At 62.9% G+C, this 18934-nt stretch carries 15 protein-coding genes; 7 read left to right on the top strand and 8 right to left on the bottom strand.

Going from position 1 to position 18934, the window contains the following annotated elements:
• Positions 1–22: 22 nt before the first annotated feature.
• Both QKW60_RS07530 and QKW60_RS07525 read right to left on the bottom strand, forming a co-directional pair.
• Positions 23–226: a DUF378 domain-containing protein gene (locus tag QKW60_RS07530; RefSeq protein WP_282367659.1), complete on the bottom strand. Its 204-nt coding sequence runs from the start codon at positions 224–226 to the stop codon at positions 23–25.
• A gap of 54 nt (positions 227–280) precedes the next feature.
• Positions 281–787 carry a fasciclin domain-containing protein gene (locus QKW60_RS07525; RefSeq protein ID WP_419762650.1) on the bottom strand — a complete coding sequence of 169 codons (507 nt, stop codon included), beginning with the start codon at positions 785–787 and terminating at the stop codon, positions 281–283.
• Positions 788–936: 149 nt separating this feature from the next.
• On the opposite strand from QKW60_RS07525, the gene QKW60_RS07520 reads away from it, so the two are divergent.
• Both QKW60_RS07520 and QKW60_RS07515 read left to right on the top strand, forming a co-directional pair.
• Positions 937–1521, top strand: coding sequence for a helix-turn-helix domain-containing protein (locus QKW60_RS07520; protein ID WP_282367658.1), 585 nt, complete (start codon positions 937–939; stop codon positions 1519–1521).
• A gap of 84 nt (positions 1522–1605) precedes the next feature.
• Positions 1606–2385, top strand: a complete 780-nt coding sequence (locus QKW60_RS07515) for a gamma-glutamyl-gamma-aminobutyrate hydrolase family protein (RefSeq protein WP_282367657.1) — start codon at positions 1606–1608, stop codon at positions 2383–2385.
• 32 nt (positions 2386–2417) lie between these two features.
• On the opposite strand, the gene QKW60_RS07510 is transcribed toward QKW60_RS07515, so the two are convergent.
• The 3 genes from QKW60_RS07510 to kynU form a co-directional block, all read right to left on the bottom strand.
• Entirely contained in the window at positions 2418–5693 is a 3276-nt protein-coding gene (locus tag QKW60_RS07510; protein WP_282367656.1) for a Hint domain-containing protein, read from the bottom strand.
• Between the two features lie 254 nt (positions 5694–5947).
• On the bottom strand, positions 5948–6784 hold the full coding sequence (gene kynA, locus QKW60_RS07505) for a tryptophan 2,3-dioxygenase (protein WP_282367655.1): 837 nt from the start codon (positions 6782–6784) through the stop codon (positions 5948–5950).
• Positions 6785–6937: 153 nt separating this feature from the next.
• Positions 6938–8104, bottom strand: coding sequence for a kynureninase (gene kynU, locus QKW60_RS07500; RefSeq protein WP_282367796.1), 1167 nt, complete (start codon positions 8102–8104; stop codon positions 6938–6940).
• A gap of 230 nt (positions 8105–8334) precedes the next feature.
• On the opposite strand from kynU, the gene QKW60_RS07495 reads away from it, so the two are divergent.
• The 4 genes from QKW60_RS07495 to QKW60_RS07480 all read left to right on the top strand — a co-directional run bounded on the left by QKW60_RS07495 (position 8335) and on the right by QKW60_RS07480 (position 13362).
• Complete coding sequence (locus QKW60_RS07495; RefSeq protein ID WP_282367654.1) at positions 8335–8775, top strand: methyltransferase family protein; 441 nt, start codon at positions 8335–8337, stop codon at positions 8773–8775.
• Positions 8776–8887: 112 nt separating this feature from the next.
• Positions 8888–10462: a Re/Si-specific NAD(P)(+) transhydrogenase subunit alpha gene (locus QKW60_RS07490; RefSeq protein WP_282367653.1), complete on the top strand. Its 1575-nt coding sequence runs from the start codon at positions 8888–8890 to the stop codon at positions 10460–10462.
• Between the two features lie 13 nt (positions 10463–10475).
• Positions 10476–11909 (top strand): NAD(P)(+) transhydrogenase (Re/Si-specific) subunit beta, encoded by a 1434-nt coding sequence (locus tag QKW60_RS07485; RefSeq protein ID WP_282367652.1) that lies wholly within the window; start codon positions 10476–10478, stop codon positions 11907–11909.
• Positions 11910–12084: 175 nt separating this feature from the next.
• Positions 12085–13362, top strand: coding sequence for a DUF3422 family protein (locus QKW60_RS07480; RefSeq protein ID WP_282367651.1), 1278 nt, complete (start codon positions 12085–12087; stop codon positions 13360–13362).
• Here the strand turns inward: QKW60_RS07480 and QKW60_RS07475 are convergent.
• A complete protein-coding gene (locus tag QKW60_RS07475; RefSeq protein ID WP_282367650.1) occupies positions 13310–14377 on the bottom strand; it encodes a YeeE/YedE family protein in 1068 nt (355 codons plus the stop codon). The genes QKW60_RS07480 and QKW60_RS07475 overlap by 53 nt on opposite strands.
• A gap of 329 nt (positions 14378–14706) precedes the next feature.
• Here QKW60_RS07475 and QKW60_RS07470 point away from each other — a divergent pair, with 329 nt between their 5' ends.
• Positions 14707–16047 carry an NAD(P)/FAD-dependent oxidoreductase gene (locus QKW60_RS07470; protein WP_282367649.1) on the top strand — a complete coding sequence of 447 codons (1341 nt, stop codon included), beginning with the start codon at positions 14707–14709 and terminating at the stop codon, positions 16045–16047.
• Positions 16048–16130: 83 nt separating this feature from the next.
• Here the strand turns inward: QKW60_RS07470 and QKW60_RS07465 are convergent, their stop codons facing one another.
• Together QKW60_RS07465 and QKW60_RS07460 are read right to left on the bottom strand one after the other, a co-directional pair.
• A complete protein-coding gene (locus QKW60_RS07465; RefSeq protein WP_282367648.1) occupies positions 16131–17429 on the bottom strand; it encodes an NAD(P)/FAD-dependent oxidoreductase in 1299 nt (432 codons plus the stop codon).
• A gap of 10 nt (positions 17430–17439) precedes the next feature.
• Positions 17440–18840: an aspartate aminotransferase family protein gene (locus QKW60_RS07460; RefSeq protein ID WP_282367646.1), complete on the bottom strand. Its 1401-nt coding sequence runs from the start codon at positions 18838–18840 to the stop codon at positions 17440–17442.
• Positions 18841–18934 lie beyond the last annotated feature (94 nt).

The following is an 18934-nucleotide window of genomic DNA, read 5'->3' as shown; positions in this document are numbered from 1 at the left end:
TTTCGCCGCCGCGCGGTGGCAATCAGTGGGCGAGCGCGCGGGCCGAAGTCAGGTTCCGTGCCTGATAAAGGCCGGATAGTGCGACCAGCACATAAATAGGCCACGCGAGAATGGTGCCGTCGGCGAATATTGCGGCGACCAGATCGACATTCACCAGCCCAACGAGGCCCCAGTTTGGCGTACCCACGATGACGAGCACGAGCGTCACTGTGTTCAGCATCTGCATGTCATTGGTCACCTTGGGGGTAACGCGCCGAGGGTGACCCCGGCGCGTTCGGGATTATTGCGCGGGCGGCAGGATGACCGCGTCGATGACGTGGATGACGCCGTTGGTGGCCCCGATGTCGGCGGCGGTTACGTTGGCGCCGTTCACGGTGACGCCGCCTTCGGTCATGATGGTGACGCTCGCACCGTTCACGGTGGTGGCCGTCATGCCATTGGTCAGGTTGCCCGACATCACCGCGCCCGGCACCACATGGTAAGTCAACACCGCGACGAGCTTGTCCTTGTTCTCGGGCTTCAGAAGGTCGTCGATTGTGCCCGCGGGCAGCGCCGCAAAGGCGTCGTCGGTCGGAGCGAAGACTGTGAACGGACCTTCGCCCTTCAGGGTGCCGACAAGGTCCGCAGCTTCAAGCGCTGCTGCGAGCGTCGTGAAGCTGCCGGCTTCAACTGCAGTGTCGACGATATCCATGTCGGCGGCGTGGACCGCAGGGGTGAGAAACGCGAACGCGCCGAACGCGGCGGCGGCAAGGGACGGAAGACGGAAGTTCATGATCTTTCCTTTCATTTCCAAAGCCCGGGGGTGGGCGACTGCCATGTTCAGATCATTAAAAAGTTTTTCACAAAAGGAACGATTTCGTGATATGAACTTTAATTGTCGCTGGTGAAAATTTTGGCGATGACCATGCTCTACAGGCAAAAAGGGGGGGTACTCACGTGCTTTCGGATACACTGGACACGCGGCTTGGAAGCTACCGACTCGGCGCAAAGATTCGAGCGCTGCGGCTTGCGAAGGGGCTTGGCCTGGCGCAGTTGGGCGAGCATTCCGGCTATTCGGCGGGCATGCTGTCCAGGATCGAAACCGGTCAGGTGGTACCCACTCTGCCGACGCTGATGCGCATCGCCATGGTGTTCGGCGTCGGGCTTGAACACTTCTTCGCCGATAGCGCCGCGCCGGTTCTGGCGGTTGTGCGACGGGACGAACGCCTGAGCCTGCCGAACCGGCCCGACGGGCAGCCCGCGTTTCATTTCGAGAGTCTCGACTTCCCGGTCACCCGGCGGCAGATGGAAGCGTACCGGGCGCGGTTCGACGCCGGGGCCGCGATGACCGAGCCACACCAGCATGCCGGGGATGAGGTGATTTATGTCATCGAAGGTTGTCTGGATGTGCTGATTCACGGCCGCACACATCGCCTTGAAGCCGGGGATTCGATGTATTTTGAAGCGGGTTTCCCGCACCGCTACGGCGTATCGGATGACACCGGTTGCGAGGCGATGGTAGTGGTGAGCGTTGTGCAGTGACGCGCGGCCTATTGCGCACAGCTATACTCGACCCTGCCGGACTTGCGGTCTATTCTGGACACGGGGCAGCGGGATAGGACGGACATGACACGGCCCATTGTCGGCATCATCGGCAACATGAACCTTATCAATGACGAGTATCCCGTTCATGCCGGGGGCGTGATCAATTCCGAGGCGGTGGCGCAGGTTTCGGGCTGCATGCCGCTGCTGATCCCTGCCGATCCACGGCTGGTGAGTGTTGCAGAACTGATGGAGGCCTGCGACGGGTTCCTCCTGACCGGCGGGCGGCCCAATGTGCATCCCGAGGAATATGGCGAGACCGCGACCGAGGCGCATGGGGCGTTTGACCGTTGCCGGGACGCCATCACGCTTCCGCTGATCCGCGCCTGTGTGGAGCGTGGACAGCCCTTTCTGGGGGTTTGCCGGGGGTTTCAGGAGGTCAATGTCGCCATGGGCGGCACGCTTTACCCAGAAATCCGCGACCTGCCCGGGCGGATGAACCACCGGATGCCACCGGACGGTACGTTGGGGGAGAAATTCGCCCTGCGCCATGCGGTGCGTTTTACAGAGGGCGGCGTGTTCAACGGGCTGTTCGGCGCATCCGAGGTTATGACCAACACGCTCCACGGTCAGGGCATCAAGACCGAGGGGCGCCGGATCGTCGTCGATGGCTGGGCGCCGGATGGGACGCCCGAGGCGCTATATGTCGAAGGTGCGACGGGATTTACCCTGTCGGTACAGTGGCATCCCGAATGGAACGCCGCCGCGGACCCGGTGTCACGACCTCTGTTTGAGGCTTTCGGTGCGGCCGTGCACGACTGGGCCGCGGGCGCGGGGACTGCGTCATCCCGCCGGATCGCCTGAGGCGGATCCGCCGGGAAAACTGCCTTGAATGATCAGCCCGACGCTCTGCGAAGGTCCAAGGCGGATGCGGATTGTGCAGGTTCCATGCGAAGCAGGACCGCTTCATGCGCCTTCAGGCTGCGCCGAGCGGCCGGGCCATAAGATGCGAGCCCTTTCGTCTCTAGCTCGGGGAAGAGCGTTAACACTTCGCGGCGCGCTTCTTGGTCCAGAACGCTCAGACCCTGATCTCCGGGATGAAAGCTCTCGCTTGGAGCGCCATCGGCGACGACGATTTCGTGCCGGTCGAAGAGGATGTGGAAATATTCCACCTCGCCGCCCGGGACAAAACGGATCACTGAGCCGTCCACGAGGTGTTTCGAGGCCACAAGCACCTCGGGCTCGCCATAGTAGAGTTCGGCTTTCCAGCCGCCGATCAGCATGCGGTGCTGGGGTGAAACCTTGATGTCACGCGTGTTTCCCAACACTCCTTCGGGGATCAGAACCGGTGCCAGCGGTCCGATGGCGGCAATGCGTTTCGAGCCGATCCAGCGGATTGTCTGTGCGCCGCTGTCGCGGGTCCAGACCGTGTCGCCGACCTGCAGGTCCTCAACCGCGATTTCACCGCGCGGCGTTTCGATCATGGCCCCCCGGGTGAAACACGGGATGCCCATGGCATTCAGCTTGGCCGCGCTATCAACCTGGCTCGGGGTCACGCCGACAAGCGTTACGCTTTCCCCGTTGGGGAAGGTCAGGATCGCATCGCCGGTGCCGTCGCCATTCGTATCGGAAACTGTCACGTCCCAGGCATTGACCGGATCGCCGCCGGCATCGGTCAGGTCAGAGACGTCGAACTGGTCATAGCCAGTATAGGTGCCGTCGCCGTTATCGGTCGGCGCGACGAAGTTGGTGATGACGTCACTGCCGCTGCCGTCATCAAGATCGACAGTATCGGCTACGCCGTCATTCAGCCCCAGATCGATCGTGTCGTCCCCGGCGCCGCCTGTGATGCTGTCGGCCCCGGCACCACCGCTGAACTGATCGTCGCCACTGCCGCCGATCAGAGTATCATCGCCCGCCGCGCCTTCGACAATCGCACCGTCTGTATCGGCGGTTCCGTCAAAGATGTCGTCGCCACTGCCGAGGTGCAGTTCTTCAATGTCGCTGTAGGTCGTGGTGTCGGACCCGGCGGAGATTGTTCCGCTTTCATTTCCGGTCGCGGTGACGGTGACGCCGGTCGTGGCCGGGCCGAGGTCGATCCTATCCCAGTCCGCGCCACCCGATCCGCCATCGATCGTGTCGTTGCCGAACCCGTCACCGAGGATGAAAACATCCTGATCGTCACCGCCCGACAGGCTGTCATTTCCGGCACCTCCGGTGAGGGTGTCGTTGCCATCTCCGCCAATCAAAGTGTCTTTGCCCGCGCCGCCCGACAGGCTGTCTGCGCCGCTGCCGCCGGTCAGGCTGTCCGCACTGCTGCCGCCGGTCATCGTGTCGCCTCCGGCCCCGCCATCGACATTGACGCCGACTGTCGTAGCCGTTGCGTTGACGACGTCATCGCCTGAACCGAGCTGGAAACGCTCAATCTCGCTGAAGCCGGCGGTCGACACGCCGTCTGTCAGCGTGCCGGTTTCATTGCCGCTGAATGTCAGCGTCGTGTCCTGCGTCACCGTTGACGAATTGATCAGATCGCCAGAGGTTTCGCCCGTCTCGCCACCGACAATCGTGTCGTTGCCGAAAGTGCCGGTCAGGTTGATCGTGTCGTCACCCGTCTGGCCATAGATGAGGTCGGCCCCGGTGCCGCCATCGATGGTGTCGCCGGTATCGGAAGCATTAGAGACGGGCACAGTTGTGTAGTGGACATCGGTGACCCAGAGCGCCTGACCGGCCGTGCCGCCGTTAGAATAGGAAATCTGGATCGAGTGGACCGGGCCGGGAATGGAAATCAGTGCCGAACCGTTCACGCTGCTTGCCGTGTCGTCGCTATAGGCAGCGGTGATCGTATTCCCGGAAAGGGAATCGTTTCCGGTCATCGTGATGTTCACGGTGATCGGGTTGCCGTTGATGTCGTAGGCAGTGACAGTGATGATGTCCTGCCAGCCCTGCATGTCGATGTCATTGATGCGGAACGACACGTTGGACACGGAACTGGTCAGCCCGCTGCCGCTTTCGGCATCGAATGTCAGCGATGCCGTTACGTTGGGGCCGCCAGTACCGGTCAGGTAGAGGCCGGAGGTCGTGCTGAACGGCTCACCCCCGCCGACATACTGGGTTGTTCCGGATGTCTGGATCGCGGTGTTGCTGCCATCGTTCACGAAGCTGGCGGTCACATGCATGCGGCCGGTATCCTGCGTGAACCCGCCGGCAAGGTTGGTTCCGCCCGCGCCCTGGCCGATCCAACTCAGATGCTCCTGAGTGGCAGTCGCGGTCTGCGCGCCGCCATAGATCGTGTCGTTGCCGTCGCCGCCGAGGATGGAATCGGCGCCGTCGCCGCCATGGATCGTGTCCGTGCCGCTGCCGCCATCGATCGTGTCGTTGCCGGTGCCGCCGAGGATCGAGTCATTGCCACTCTCACCAGAGACGGAATCGTTGCCCGCTCCGGCATTGATCGTGTCATTGCCGTTCCCGCCCAGCACGGTGTCGTTGCCGTCGCCCGCCGAGATAGAATCCGCGCCTGCCCCGCCATCGATGTAGTTGGGCCCGGCAGAGCCGGTCAGCGTGTCGTCGAAGCCCGATCCGATGACACCTTCGATCGAATTCAGGACGTCGCCGGTCGCGTTGCCACCGACCGCGGTGTTCGTGGACAGGTTGACATTGACCGCGCTGCCCGAGCCGGAATAGCTCACCGTATCGGTGCCCGAGCCGCCGTAAAGCGTATCGGCACCCGCGCCACCCTGCAGCGTGTCGTTGCCGTCGCCGGCAAAGATCACGTCATTGCCGCTGCCACCGCTGATCACATCGTTGCCGGTACCGGTCTGGCTGGTCGTGGACCCGCCATAGATCGTATCGTTACCGATCCCACCAACCAGCGTATCGCCACCCGATGTGCCCATGGTCGGTGCAAATGTCGGCGACGAGATCACACTGGACGAGGTCAGTGTGCTGACAGGCCCGTAATCGGGTACGAAATAGACGTTGCCATCGTTGGCCAGGTAGTACTGCCCTGGCTCAACCTCATTGGTATAGGTGGTTCCGCGGTAAGTGCCGCTCCATGTCCACTGACCCGAGCCGAGCGATGTTTGCGTCGTGAAGGTGACGGTACCGCCACTGATCACATCGCCGCTGTTGAGGGCATTGTTCCCGCCAAGGGAAACGAGATAGCCGGAGGGCATATCGCAGACCTTTCACCATTTAACATGCCGGAACCACGGGCTCCGGACCGAGTCGTCACACCATTACGCGGACTGGTTAAAAATTGCGGAAGGCGGAAATTAGACAGGCCTGCGGCAGCACCATGAAGATAGTCCTGCAGATTCTTTTATGGGCGGTCCTTCCGCCGCTTTGTTCGCGGCGGAGAAGCAATGCCCAGCCTCATAGGGTGCCTGACCCCGCTTCGGCACACATGCAAGACGGGGTCAGCAATAGACTAAAGGCCCGTCCGGAGCCGCCAGAGTTCGGGGAAAAGCTCCACCTCCAGCATGCGCCGAAGGTAGGGCACACCGCCAGTGCCACCGGTACCGCGCTTCAGACCGATCACACGTTCGACCGTGGTGACATGATTGAATCGCCAGCGACGGAAATAGTCTTCGAAATCAACCAGCTTTTCGGCGAGGTCGTAGAGCGTCCAGTAAGTCTCGGGATCGGCATAGACGCGGCGCCAGGCGGCTTCGACGCCTTCATGCGGGGTCCAGGGCGCACCGACATCGCGGCTCAGGACCTGTTCCGGAATGGGCAGGCCCGCGCGATGGGCCGCCCGCAATGCCTCGTCATATAGTGATGGACGGGCCAGTTCGGCAGAGAGCAGGGCGGTGATGTCGGGCCGGTGGGCGTGCGGTTTCAGCATCGCCGGATTGCGGTTTCCGGCGGCAAACTCGATCATCCGGTATTGCCAGGACTGAAAACCCGACGAGGCGCCAAGGGCGGCGCGGAACCGGGTGTAGTCCGACGGTGTCATTGTGCGCAGCACATCCCATGCGGAATTGAGCTGTTCCATGATCCGGGCAACCCGGGCGAGCATCTTGAACGCAGGTTGCAGCGCGTCGGCCGCGATCGATCGGCGGGCGGCGTCCATCTCGTGCAGCATCAGCCGCATCCAAAGCTCGGAGGTCTGGTGCTGGATGATGAAAAGCATTTCATCATGGGCGTCCGATTTTGGATGCTGCGCGGTCAGGATCGTGTCGAGCGACAGGTAGTCGCCGTAGGACATGGCATCGTCGAAGGACATCTTCGCGCCTTCGGTGCCTGGATCGTAGGATTGGGTCATGTCGGTCTCCGGGAAAATCTGTGGGAAACGGCCCCGTCGGGCATCGATCCTACAGAAATTCCGACGTCGTGACGGAATGAACGCCGAAAGTGCGCCAGAACCCGGCCCAGGCGCCGGGCAGGGCGAGTGGAGGTATGGGGCGCTGGGACTGGTTCATGTGACCTTGGCCCGCGTCTTGAATTCTGCCCGGTCCCACAGATTGTCCCGCATAATTTCACCCAAGATGGTGGCGGCGTGGCTCACGTCCTCCATCGTCGTGTAAAGCGGCGTGAAGCCGAAGCGCAGGATGTCGGGCGCGCGGAAATCGCCGATCACGCCGCGCGCGATCAGGGCCTGCATGATTGCATAGCCCTCAGGGTGGCGGAAACTGATCTGGCTGCCGCGTGCTTCAGGGTCGCGCGGCGAGGCGAGCGTAAGTGTGGGGCAGGTCGCCTCGACGGCCTTTACAAACGCTTCGGTAAGCTCGATCGACCGCGCGCGGATATCGGCCATGTCGACCCGGTCCCAGATATCCATCGAGGCTTCCAGTGCCGCCATCTGCAGGATCGGGGGCGTGCCAACCCTCATGCGTTCGATCCCTGCGCCGGGCCGATAGCCGAGGTCGAAGGCGAATGGGGCTTCATGCCCGAGCCAGCCGGACAGAGCTGGTTTCACCCGCTCGGCAATACGGGGGGCGACGTAGATAAAGGCCGGGCCGCCGGGGCCGGAATTCAAATACTTGTACGTGCAGCCGACCGCAAAGTCCGCGTCCGACCCGGCGAGATCGACCTCGATGGCACCGGCGGAATGGGCCAGATCCCAGACGACGAGCGCTCCCGCGGCATGGGCCTTTTCGATCAGGCGTTTCATGTCGTGCTTGCGACCGGTGCGGTAGTCTACCTCGGTCAGCATGAGGACGGCGATATCCGGGGTGATCGCGGCCTCCACCTCCTCGGGCGCGACGGTTCTCAGTTCGTGGCTCCGGCCAAGGGTTCGGATCAGTCCCTCGGCCATGTAAAGGTCGGTAGGGAAATTGCCGGTATCCGAGAGGACAACCTTGCGGTCGGGTCGTAGGTCCAGTGCGGCGGCAAGCGCCTGATAGACCTTGATCGACAGCGTATCGCCAAGAACGACCGTCCCGGGTTCCGCCCCGATCAACCGGCCGATACGGTCGCCGAGTGCGCGCGGCTTGTCCATCCAGCCCGCCCGGTTCCATGCGGTGATGAGCATTTCGCCCCATTCATCCGTGATGCAGGCGCGGACTTTTTCAGCCACGGCAGCAGGTGTCGGGCCGAGCGAGTTGCCGTCGAGATAGATCACGCCTTCTGGCAGGTAAAACATCGCTCTTGTGGCGGTGAAATCGGTTCCCAACGTGATCTCCGTCCTGATCGGCAGTCGCGATTTATTTTATGTTTAAAATATCTCGGGAAGGTTCACCAGTAATTTGTTGATCGACAGACACGGATTATGGAAACCGGGCCGGTGAAACGCCAAACTGTAGCCTGTGGTCTTGCCTGTGCCGCGTCGCGATCATAGGGTCCCCCTGTTTTCGGGGATATGGACGCCACTCAATGGCCAAGGACGTTGACTTCCCGCCGGTCTGGCTGGCCGGCTTTGCCGCAATCGGCGGGCTGTTCGGACGCGCATTTCCGGTTCATCTGGACTTCAATGATGTGGTGGGATCCATCCTGATCATCGTGGGGCTCATTCTGATGGTGGTCGCTGCCCTTCAGATGATGGCTGCGCGGACCACGGTCATTCCGCGCCGGAATCCCGACGCGATGGTTACTGGCGGTGTATTCCGGCTGAGCCGAAATCCGATCTATCTGGCGGATGTGATTCTGCTGACCGGGCTTTACGTCGCATGGGACGCACTGATCGCGCTGCCGATGATCGCCGTCTTCATTTACGTGATCCAGAGCCGTTTCATACTGGATGAGGAAGCCCGCCTGAGCGAGCTTTTTGGCGAAGAATTCGACGCCTACAGGGCGAAGACGCGACGTTGGTTGTGATCGGCGGAAAACCTTCTTGCCGCAGCGCGGCATAAAAGGGTAATAATCTTGCGCGAGCGAGGAAACGGGCCGGGTCCGGCAGGGGCAGGCCAGGGCTGAGAGGGACAGAATAGTGAAGATCGGGGTACCGAAGGAAATATTCGAGGGCGAGGCGCGCGTTGCGCTGACGCCGGACTCTGCGGGGCACCTGCAGAAACTTGGCCACGAATGCTTCGTCGAGGCGGGTGCGGGCGCTGCCGCCGGGTTTTCCGACAAGGCCTATGAGGCTGCAGGCGTTACCGTTGTGAAAACCGCGACGGCGCTTTTCAAAGAGGTCGACATCGTCGCCAAGGTGCGTCCGCCGAGTGAGGCGGAGACCAAGCGCCTGTCGAAGGATCAGACACTGATTTCCTTCTTCTATCCCGCTCAGAACACCAAACTTCTTGAACTGGCCAACAAGCAGGGCGCGACCGTTGTTGCCATGGATATGGTGCCGCGCATCAGCCGTGCGCAGAAGATGGATGCGCTTTCCTCAATGGCCAATATCGCGGGCTATCGCGCCGTCATCGAAGCCGGGAACAACTTTGGCCGCTTCTTCACCGGTCAGGTGACAGCGGCCGGCAAGGTGCCCCCTGCGAAAGTTCTGATCGTCGGTGCGGGTGTTGCCGGTCTCGCGGCCATCGGTACGTCCACCTCGCTCGGTGCGATCACCTATGCTTTCGACGTGCGTCCCGAAGTGGCCGAGCAGATCGAATCGATGGGCGCTGAGTTCGTCTATCTCGACTTTACTGAACAGCAGACGGACGGTGCGGCGACCGGCGGCTATGCGGCGCCTTCGAGCCCCGAATTCCGCGAAGCGCAGCTGAAGAAGTTCCGCGAGCTTGCGCCCGAGATGGACATCGTCATCACCACGGCGCTGATCCCCGGCCGCGATGCCCCGGTCCTCTGGACCAAGGACATGGTCGAGGCGATGAAGCCCGGCTCGGTCATCGTCGATCTGGCCGCCGAGCGCGGCGGAAACTGCGAACTGACCAAAGCGGATGAAAAGATCGTCACCGACAATGGCGTGACCATCGTCGGCTATACCGATTTCCCAAGCCGCATGGCCGCGCAGTCCTCCACGCTCTACGCCAACAATATCCGCCACATGATGTTCGACCTGACGCCGGGCAAGGACGGTGTCGTCAACCACAATATGGAAGACGACGTGATCCGGGGCGCGACGGTCACGCACGCGGGCGAGATCACCTTCCCGCCCCCGCCGCCGAAGATCGCGGCCATCGCGGCGCAGAAGCCGAAGGAAAAGGCGCGCGAACTGACGGTTGAGGAGAAGCGGGCGCAGGAAGTCGCGGCCTTCAAGGCGCAGACCCGCAGCCAGGTGACCTTGCTTGCCGTCGGCGCGGCGCTGCTCTTGGGCATCGGCCTCGTGGCACCGGCGAGCTTCATGCAGCACTTCATCGTTTTCGTGCTCAGCGTCTTTGTCGGCTTCCAGGTGATCTGGAATGTCTCGCATTCGTTGCACACACCGCTGATGGCGGTCACCAACGCGATTTCGTCGATCATCATTCTGGGTGCTTTGATGCAGATAGGCTCGGGGTCGTTCCTGGTGATCCTTTTGGCGGCGCTTTCGATCTTCATGGCCGGAATCAACATCTTCGGCGGCTTCCTTGTCACCCGGCGCATGCTCGCCATGTTCCAGAAATCGTAAGGGGGCCGCACAGATGGAATTCGGTTTCACCACGGCCGCCTATGTCGTTGCGGCGGTTCTCTTCATCCTCTCGCTCGGCGGGCTTTCCGGGCAGGAAAGCGCCAAGCGCGCGGTCTGGTACGGTATCGTCGGCATGGCGCTTGCGGTCATCGCCACGCTGATCGGGCCCGGCTCCGGCCTCTGGCTTCTGTCGCTTCTCCTGATCGCTGGTGGCGGCGTCATCGGTACCTATGTCGCCAACAAGGTCCAGATGACCGAGATGCCGCAGCTTGTGGCCGCTATGCATTCGCTGGTCGGTCTGGCGGCGGTCTTTGTCGGCTTCAACGCCCATTTCGAATTGGGCAACGTGCTGGCGATGAGCGAAGAGGCGCGCCACGGGCTGGAAGGTTTTGCCGCCGTCCTCGCCCACAAGACGCCGGTCGAACAGTCGATCCTCAGGGTCGAGCTGTTCCTCGGCATCTTCATTGGGGCCGTGACCTTCACCGGTTCGGTCATCGCCTTCGGCAAGCTCGCGGGCAAGGTGACGTCCAAGGCCGAGAAACTTCCGGGCGGGCATATGCTGAACGCTGCTGCTGCGGCGCTCTCGGTCCTCTGCCTCATCTGGTACTTCAATACCGGCGGTTTCTTACCGCTCTTCCTGATGACGCTGGCAGCACTCTTCATCGGCTATCATCTGATCATGGGGATCGGGGGCGCGGACATGCCGGTCGTCGTGTCGATGCTGAACTCCTATTCGGGCTGGGCCGCGGCGGCGATTGGCTTCTCGCTTGGCAATGACCTTCTGATCGTGACCGGCGCGCTGGTCGGCTCCTCGGGTGCGATCCTGAGCTACATTATGTGCAAGGCGATGAACCGGTCGTTCATCAGCGTCATCCTCGGCGGTTTCGGCAACACGGCCGGTCCGGCGATGGAGATCGCGGGCGAACAGATTGCCATCGACGCAGATGGCGTGGCGGCGGCGCTGAACGACGCCGACAGCGTGATCATTGTGCCCGGCTACGGCATGGCGGTGGCGCAGGCGCAGCAATCGGTCGCGGAACTGACGCGTAGGCTGCGCGCCAAGGGCAAGGAAGTGCGCTTCGGCATCCACCCAGTTGCGGGCCGCCTGCCGGGCCACATGAACGTGCTTCTGGCCGAGGCCAAGGTGCCCTATGACATCGTCTTGGAGATGGACGAGATCAATGACGATTTCCCCTCGACCGATGTGGCGATCGTCATCGGCTCCAACGACATCGTCAATCCGGCGGCGCAGGAAGACCCCAACAGCCCCATCGCCGGGATGCCGGTGCTGGAGGTCTGGAAGGCAAAGCAGGTCTTCGTGTCGAAGCGCGGGCAGGGGACCGGCTATTCCGGCATCGAGAACCCGCTCTTCTACAAGGACAATACGCGGATGTTCTACGGCGATGCAAAGGCATCGGTGGACAGCCTGCTGCCGATGATCGACTGACTTCGTTCGCTAAACGCGATGAAATGAAGCGCCCCGCCTGCAAGCGGGGCGTTTTGCCTGAGGTGGCGTTGCAGAAAAACAAGTATACGCTGGTGTGCCTTGCCTTTCGCGTCGACGGCTCTGCTTATCCTGTGAAAATAGCTAGTGTCGCCCAATATCCAGCCGGTTCTGAACCATGATCGACGACCATCCCCAGCGCTATGCGCTTGTGAACGAATTGCACGCGCGGCCCTTCCCGTCGCTCGACCTGCCCTGTCATGCCGTTTATTTCGCGGTGAAGCAGCCGGTGGATGCCCATAACCGCGACCGGGCGGAGGACCGCGCGCATCTTCTGGCTTTGCTCGACCGCCACGGGGCGGCGCATCCGCCCGAAGGCGCGACCCATCACGCCGCGCGGATCGGGCGGCATGATCTGAAATGGGAAAGCCATACGGAGTTCGTGACCTATTCCGCCTTCGGCAAGGGCGTGGGTGAGCGCGCCTTCAACCCCGCCGAGGCCGAGGTATTTCCCGCCGACTGGATGGCCAACGCGCCCGGCAAGCGTATTGCCGCGATCCTGATCCGGGTGGAGCCGCTGCCCGAAAACCTCGTCGCGGTCAAATCGCGGCTTGAGGACTGGTTCGTGCCGGAAAGCATGGCCTGTTCCTGGGTTCTGGACGAAACCGCGATCATCGCGGGCGATTTCCAGATCGATCCGGCAGGGCAGATGCGCTTTGCAATTTTCGCGCGCCCCGGAACTGGCGCCCGCCGCATCGGTCGCATCGTGCAGCGGCTGTGCGAGATCGAGACCTATCGCGCGATGTCGATGCTGGGCCTTGAGCGGGCGCGGGAACTGAACAAGCACCTGAATGCGCTGGACCCGAAATTGTCCGACCTCGTGGCGACGATGTCCGACAAGGATCGGGATGCCGAGGACACTCTGCATGAATTGCTGGAAATCTCTGCGGCGCTGGAGGCGCAGGCCGTGCGCCACGCCTTCCGTTTCGGTGCCGCCGGGGCCTATGAGGCGCTGGTGAACCAGCGGGTGGCTGTGCTGCGCGAAACCCGGTTCAACGGCCGTCAGACCTTCGCCGAGTTCATGATGCGCCGCTACGATCCGGCGATGCGCACGGTGAAATCCGCCGAAAAGCGGTTGGAGCAGATGGCCGAACGTGCTGAACGGGCGGGGGAACTGTTGCAGACCCGCGTCGATGTCGAACGCTCGGCCCAGAACCAGAAGCTCTTGGAAAGCATGGACCGCCGCGCCGATCTTGCGCTGCGGCTTCAGCATACGGTCGAAGGGCTCTCGGTCGTGGCGATCAGCTATTACGCGGTCAACCTCGCCGCCTATGCAGCCTATCCGGTGACGGAACCCCTCGGGATATCCAAGGGGCTGATGACGGCGCTTCTGACGCCGGCAGTTATTCTGCTGGTGTGGCTAGCGACCCGGCGGATCCGGAAGGGGATGCACTAAGCGCCCGGTCGGTGATCCGCGCCCCGGCGACGATGGCCAGAAGGGCGAGGATCGCCGCGACGGACAGGGTCGGGATACCCGCAAGCCCCGCGCCAACGGTGCAGCCACCGGCCAGCACACCACCCACACCCATCAGGACCGCGCCCGCCAGATAGCGTCCCGTTTCGCGGGGTGAGCTGAAGCTCTGCCAACGGAAGCGGCCCGCCAGAAACGACAGTACGGCAGCCCCGGCGATGACGCCGCCGATCAGTCCGGTGCCGAAGCCTGCCGGGATCGAACTGGAGGCCACGGTCCAGAAGAGCGTTTCGGCGGCGGGCGAGGTGAAGGAGAGGCTTTCGAAGGCGATCGGGTCAAACTCGTCATAAAGGACGAAGCCTGTGCCGATCCATGTGGCGGGCACCAAAGCGCCGATCAGGGCAGCGCCGAGAAGGATTGTAGGCCGGTTGCCCGACCGCAGGGCGGAGATGAACGCCGCCACAGCGATGAGCGCCGCCCAGAGCAGCGCGCCACCGGGCAGGGCGTCCAGCGATACCGTATCGCCAAAAGCGACCGTGTAGCTGCCAAGCGTCGTGCGCAGCGGCGCGAGGACGCCCTTCAGCGTCGCATGGGCAGCGATGGCAAAGACCGCGAGGACCGTCAGCGCGCGCAGATTGCCGGTGCCCGCCAGCACCGTCAGCCGCGAGGCGCAGCCGCGTGTCAGGACCATGCCCGCGCCGAAAATGAGCCCGCCTGCGATGATGGCGAGGACGGGCAGGTCGCCTGCCATGAAACGATGCTCGCCAAAGCCGATCCATCCGGCATGGACAGCCCCTTGTGTACCGGCCACCGCGATGGCCAGCGCCATCAGCCAGACGCCAAGGGCCGAGCGCCGCTCGGTCGCCTCACCCACAAGGCCACGGCGCAGACAGAACCGCGTCGCCTCGGCCAGCGCGCCGAAGAGGGCACCCACGGCAAGGCCGAAGAAGACAGAGACCTCACGCGGGCCCAGTGTCTCGAATCCAAGCGTCTCGAACATCTCTACATCTCCGGATATCGGAATTTGTTCCCAGATAGCTGGAGGTTTGAGCAATTCAAAGAGAACATCTGTCTGTGTTCGGCGAAGATACGGGAACAACATATCTGACATGACACTTGATTGGTCGGGATGTTCCTGATCTCGTTTGTTGTGGGAATAGCGTCATTCCTGCTGCCATGCAGTGTGGAATATTGTTCTTATTTCAGGCCGCCGGACGTGCTGGGCCGGACACAGGAGCCAGGGGCCTGATTGCAGGTCGAATCGTGGCTCTTGACCGCAGCAATTGCCCGCGCCACGGTCGCCCGGATCATCCTTCCCGGAGCCCCCTGATGCCTTTCCCGATCGATGTTTCAAGCCCGGTGCGATTCCCCGGACCGCCACCTGGCGCGACCGATGTCGTCGTGATCGGCGGTGGTGTCATCGGGGTCATGACGGCATGGTTCCTTGCCAAACGCGGCGTGAAGGTTGTCCTCTGCGAAAAGGGACGGATCGCCGGGGAGCAATCGAGCCGCAACTGGGGCTGGGTGCGCAAGCAGGGCCGTGATCCGGCGGAACTGCCGATCATGATCGAGGCCATGTCGATCTGGAAGGGGCTTGCAGAAGAGGTGGGTGCCGATCTTGGCTTTCGCCAGACCGGGGTGCTCTACGCCGCCAATACCGCGAAGGCCATGGCGGGGTATGAGGCGTGGATGGTTCATGCACGGGCGCATGGGCTCGATACAAAGCTTCTGGGGCAGGCGGAGCTTCAGGCGATGCTGCCCAATGCTGCCGGATGGGTCGGTGGGTTATGGACGGCGTCAGATGCCCGCGCCGAGCCATGGATTGCGGTGACGCGCCTTGCGGATGTTCTGGCAGCGAAGGGTGTCAGCATCGTCGAGAATTGTGCGGTCCGGGCGCTGGATGTCTCTGCAGGGCGGGTCAGCGGTGTTGTGACCGAGGCAGGCCGCATCCGCGCCGACCGGGTGGTGCTGGCGGGTGGTGCGTGGTCGTCACTGCTGGCGCGGCGGCACAGGGTGAACCTGCCGCAGCTTTCAGTAAGGGCGACGGTGACGGCGACCGTGCCGATGCCGGAGATCTGGCCGGGCGCGGTGGCCGATAGCGGTTTCGCAATCAGACGCCGGGAGGATGGCGGCTATACCCTCGCGGGCGGGCATTTCCACGAGTTTTTCGTCGGGCCGGATGCGTTCCGGCATCTCGGCGCCTATTGGACGCAGATCCGCACCGACATCTCGGGCACGCGCTTCCTGCTGGCCGCACCGGCGGGCTACCCCGACGCCTGGGGCACGAAGCGGTTCTGGGACGAGGACGGGGAGAGTCCGTTCGAGCGGATGCGCATTCTCAGTCCTGACCCGAACATGACCATGGTCGAGCGGCTGCGCGCCCGGTTTGCGGCCGCGTTCCCCTCGGCCGGACGGCCCGGGATTGCTCTGGCCTGGGCCGGGATGATCGATACGATGCCCGATGTGGTGCCCGTGATCGACCATGTCGCCGCGCTGCCAGGTCTGACCATGGCGACGGGCATGTCGGCCCATGGTTTCGGCATCGGGCCGGGTGTGGGGCGCGTTGTCGCCGATCTGGTCGAGGGCCGCGCGCCGGGTCATGACCTGTCGCGGTTCCGCTTCGGGCGGTTTTCGGATGGATCGAAGATCATCCTCGGCCCGTCTCTTTAACAGCGTGACCGCCCTCAGGGGCATTGAGCCCCGCTCGGGCGGGGCGTCCGGCGGGGGTATTTGCGCAATGAAGAAGTAAGGGATCAGAGCTTGTCGCGGAGCGAGAACCAGACCATGCCGAGGACCAGAAGCGGCCAGCGGAAGGCCACGCCACCGGGGAAGGCCGGGGTCGGGACCTGCGCCATCAGGTCGAAGCGTTCCGCCTGACCGGCGATGGCCTCTGCCGCAAGTTTGCCGCCGAGCGTGGCCATGGCAACTCCGTGGCCGGAATAGCCGGAGGCCGAGAGGATATTGCCCGTGAGCCGTTCGAAATGTGGCATCCGGTTCAATGTGATGCCAAGTGTGCCGCCCCAGGCATGGGTGATCTTGATGTCACGAAGCTGGGGGTAGATCTCCAGCATCGGCTTGCGCACGAGTTTCGCGATATTGGGGAAGCGGTAGCCATAGCTTTCGGCGCCGCCGAAGAGGAGGCGGTGATCTTCCGAGAAGCGGAAGTAGTTGATCACGAACTTCGTGTCAGCGACGGCATGGTTGCCCTTGATCAGGCTTTCCTTCTGGTTGGCCGTCATCGGCTCGGTCGCGATGATGAAGTTGTTGATCGGCATCACGCGGGTGGCAACTCGGCTGTTCAGGTGGCCGAGATAGCCGTTGCAGGCGAGGACGACGTGGCGGGCCGTGATCTTCGCCTTATCTGTCGTCACGGTCGCGGGCGTGCCTTCGGCAATGCCGGTGACCTTTGAACGTTCGAAGATACGCACGCCCTTCGCGTGAGCGGCGCGGGCCAGGCCGAAAGCATAGCGCAAAGGATGCAGGTGGCCGCCACCCATGTCGATATCGCCGCCGTGATAGGCGGGGGAACCGACCATGTCCCGCATCTCGTCGCGGTCGAGCGGCCGGATCAGGTCGTAATTGTAGTCCCGCGCCATCTTCTCGGCGTAGTGCCGGGAATGGGGGACGTAACGCGCCCGGTGGCAGGCATGGATGATGCCCGGCGCGAATGCGGCCTCGGGGGAATGCTCGGCAGCTAGCGATTTCGTCAGCGCGACTGATTCCTGTGCCAGATCCCAGAGTGCGCGGGCATGGTCGAGGCCGACCATCTTTTCCAGATCTTCCTGATCGAGCCTTTGACCGGTCCCCACCTGACCGCCGTTGCGGCCCGACGCGCCCCAGCCGACGCGGTGCGCGTCGAGAAGGGTCACGTCGAAGCCGCGCGTCGCGAGGTGAAGCGCCGCTGAAAGACCCGTGAAGCCCGCGCCGACGACGCAGACATCGCAGGACAGATCGCCAGCCGCCTCGGGGTAGGGGCCCGGGGCCTCGGCAGTGTCGGCATACCAGGACCGGGGATATTCCCCGGTCCTGTCATTGGCATAAAGGATGTCCATGAGGCCCCGCTCAGGCCGCTTTCAGAAGGCCGTCCGCCTTGATCTCGGCATAGGTTTCATCGAGCGATTTCGTGGCGCGGGCGATGAAGACGTCGATCTCCTCGGGTTTGATGACGAGGGGCGGCGAGATGATCATGCGGTCGCCGACATGGCGCATCACCAGATTGTTGGCAAAGCAGCGCTCGCGGCAGCGATAGCCGATCGTGCCGGTATCGGAGGCGAAGGCTGCGCGGGTTGCCTTGTTCGGCGTCAATGCGATCGTGCCCATAAGGCCAATCAGCCGCGCCTCGCCCACCAGCGGGTGGTCGGCCAGCGCGGTCCAGCGTTCGGCCAGATAGGGATGGGCGACATTGCGCACATGGTCGAGGATGTTTTCCTCTTCCATGATCTCGAGATTGCGCAAAGCCACGGCGGCAGCGACCGGATGGCCCGAGTAGGTGTAGCCGTGGTTGAAGTCCTCGCCGGAATTCGCGACGGTGTTGTAGACCTCGTCGCAGATGATCGATCCGCCGATTGGTGCGTAGCCTGACGACAGGCCCTTGGCGATGGTCATGATATGTGGCTTGATCCCGAGCGTGTCCGAGCCGAACCAGTTGCCGGTGCGGCCAAAGCCGGTGATGACCTCGTCGGCAATCAGGAGGATGCCGTATTTGTCGCAGATGCGCTGGATCTCGGGCCAGTAGGTCGAGGGCGGGATCACGACGCCGCCGGCACCCTGTACCGGTTCGCCGATGAAGGCCGCGACACGGTCGACGCCCAACTCGTTGATCTTGTCCTCAAGTTCCCGCGCACGAACCAGCCCGAACTCCTCAGGCGTCATGTCGCCACCTTCTTCGTACCAGTGCGGCTGACCGATATGGGTGATGTTCGGGATCGGCAGCCCGCCCTGGGCGTGAATGCCCGCCATACCGCCGAGCGATCCGCCGCCCATTGTGGAGCCGTGATAACCATTCTTGCGGGCAATGATGATGTTCTTCTCGGGTTTGCCCTTCACTTCCCAATAGCGGCGGACGAGGCGGATATTGGTGTCATTCGCCTCGGAACCGGAGCCCGCATAGAAGACGTGGTTCAGATCGCCAGGTGCCAGTTCGGCGATCTTCGCGGCGAGTGCGATGGCGGGGACATGGCTCGTCTGGAAGAAGGTGTTGTAATAGCAGAGCTCCTCCATCTGCCGGGCAGCGACCTCGGCAAGATCCTTGCGGCCATAGCCGAGGTTCACGCACCAGAGGCCGGCCATGCCATCGAGAATTTCATGCCCCTCGCTGTCGGTCAGGTAGACGCCCTTGCCGCGGGTGATGATTCGCGCGCCCTTCTTGGCCAGCGCGGCATCCTCGGTGAACGGGTGCATGTGATGGGCCGCATCGAGGGCCTGAAGCTCTTTTGTCGGCAGATGATTGGTAATCTGGGTCATCGCATAACCTATGATATCTGGGCCTGTTGGGCGGGGTGTTGCAGCAAAGGAAGCGCCGAATAGACCGGCGCATTCCTGCTGTCCTTGGCGCTCA

The sequence above is a fragment of the Albidovulum aestuarii genome (assembly GCF_029961185.1).
Taxonomy (GTDB): domain Bacteria; phylum Pseudomonadota; class Alphaproteobacteria; order Rhodobacterales; family Rhodobacteraceae; genus Albidovulum; species Albidovulum aestuarii.
Note: the sequence above shows the minus strand (reverse complement) of the source record. Positions and strands in the feature narration are given on the sequence as shown.

What these genes read in the sequence shown, in the direction of transcription:
- QKW60_RS07475 (WP_282367650.1), bottom strand. Translation starts at nt 14,377, where the DNA reads ATGTTCGAGACGCTTGGATTCGAGACACTGGGCCCGCGTGAGGTCTCT.
- kynU (WP_282367796.1), bottom strand. Translation starts at nt 8,104, where the DNA reads ATGTTTTACCTGCCAGAAGGCGTGATCTATCTCGACGGCAACTCGCTC.
- QKW60_RS07530 (WP_282367659.1), bottom strand. Translation starts at nt 226, where the DNA reads ATGCAGATGCTGAACACAGTGACGCTCGTGCTCGTCATCGTGGGTACG.
- QKW60_RS07525 (WP_419762650.1), bottom strand. Translation starts at nt 787, where the DNA reads ATGAAAGGAAAGATCATGAACTTCCGTCTTCCGTCCCTTGCCGCCGCC.
- QKW60_RS07480 (WP_282367651.1), top strand. Translation starts at nt 12,085, where the DNA reads ATGATCGACGACCATCCCCAGCGCTATGCGCTTGTGAACGAATTGCAC.
- QKW60_RS07465 (WP_282367648.1), bottom strand. Translation starts at nt 17,429, where the DNA reads ATGGACATCCTTTATGCCAATGACAGGACCGGGGAATATCCCCGGTCC.
- QKW60_RS07515 (WP_282367657.1), top strand. Translation starts at nt 1,606, where the DNA reads ATGACACGGCCCATTGTCGGCATCATCGGCAACATGAACCTTATCAAT.
- QKW60_RS07510 (WP_282367656.1), bottom strand. Translation starts at nt 5,693, where the DNA reads ATGCCCTCCGGCTATCTCGTTTCCCTTGGCGGGAACAATGCCCTCAAC.
- QKW60_RS07470 (WP_282367649.1), top strand. Translation starts at nt 14,707, where the DNA reads ATGCCTTTCCCGATCGATGTTTCAAGCCCGGTGCGATTCCCCGGACCG.
- QKW60_RS07495 (WP_282367654.1), top strand. Translation starts at nt 8,335, where the DNA reads ATGGCCAAGGACGTTGACTTCCCGCCGGTCTGGCTGGCCGGCTTTGCC.
- kynA (WP_282367655.1), bottom strand. Translation starts at nt 6,784, where the DNA reads ATGACCCAATCCTACGATCCAGGCACCGAAGGCGCGAAGATGTCCTTC.
- QKW60_RS07485 (WP_282367652.1), top strand. Translation starts at nt 10,476, where the DNA reads ATGGAATTCGGTTTCACCACGGCCGCCTATGTCGTTGCGGCGGTTCTC.
- QKW60_RS07460 (WP_282367646.1), bottom strand. Translation starts at nt 18,840, where the DNA reads ATGACCCAGATTACCAATCATCTGCCGACAAAAGAGCTTCAGGCCCTC.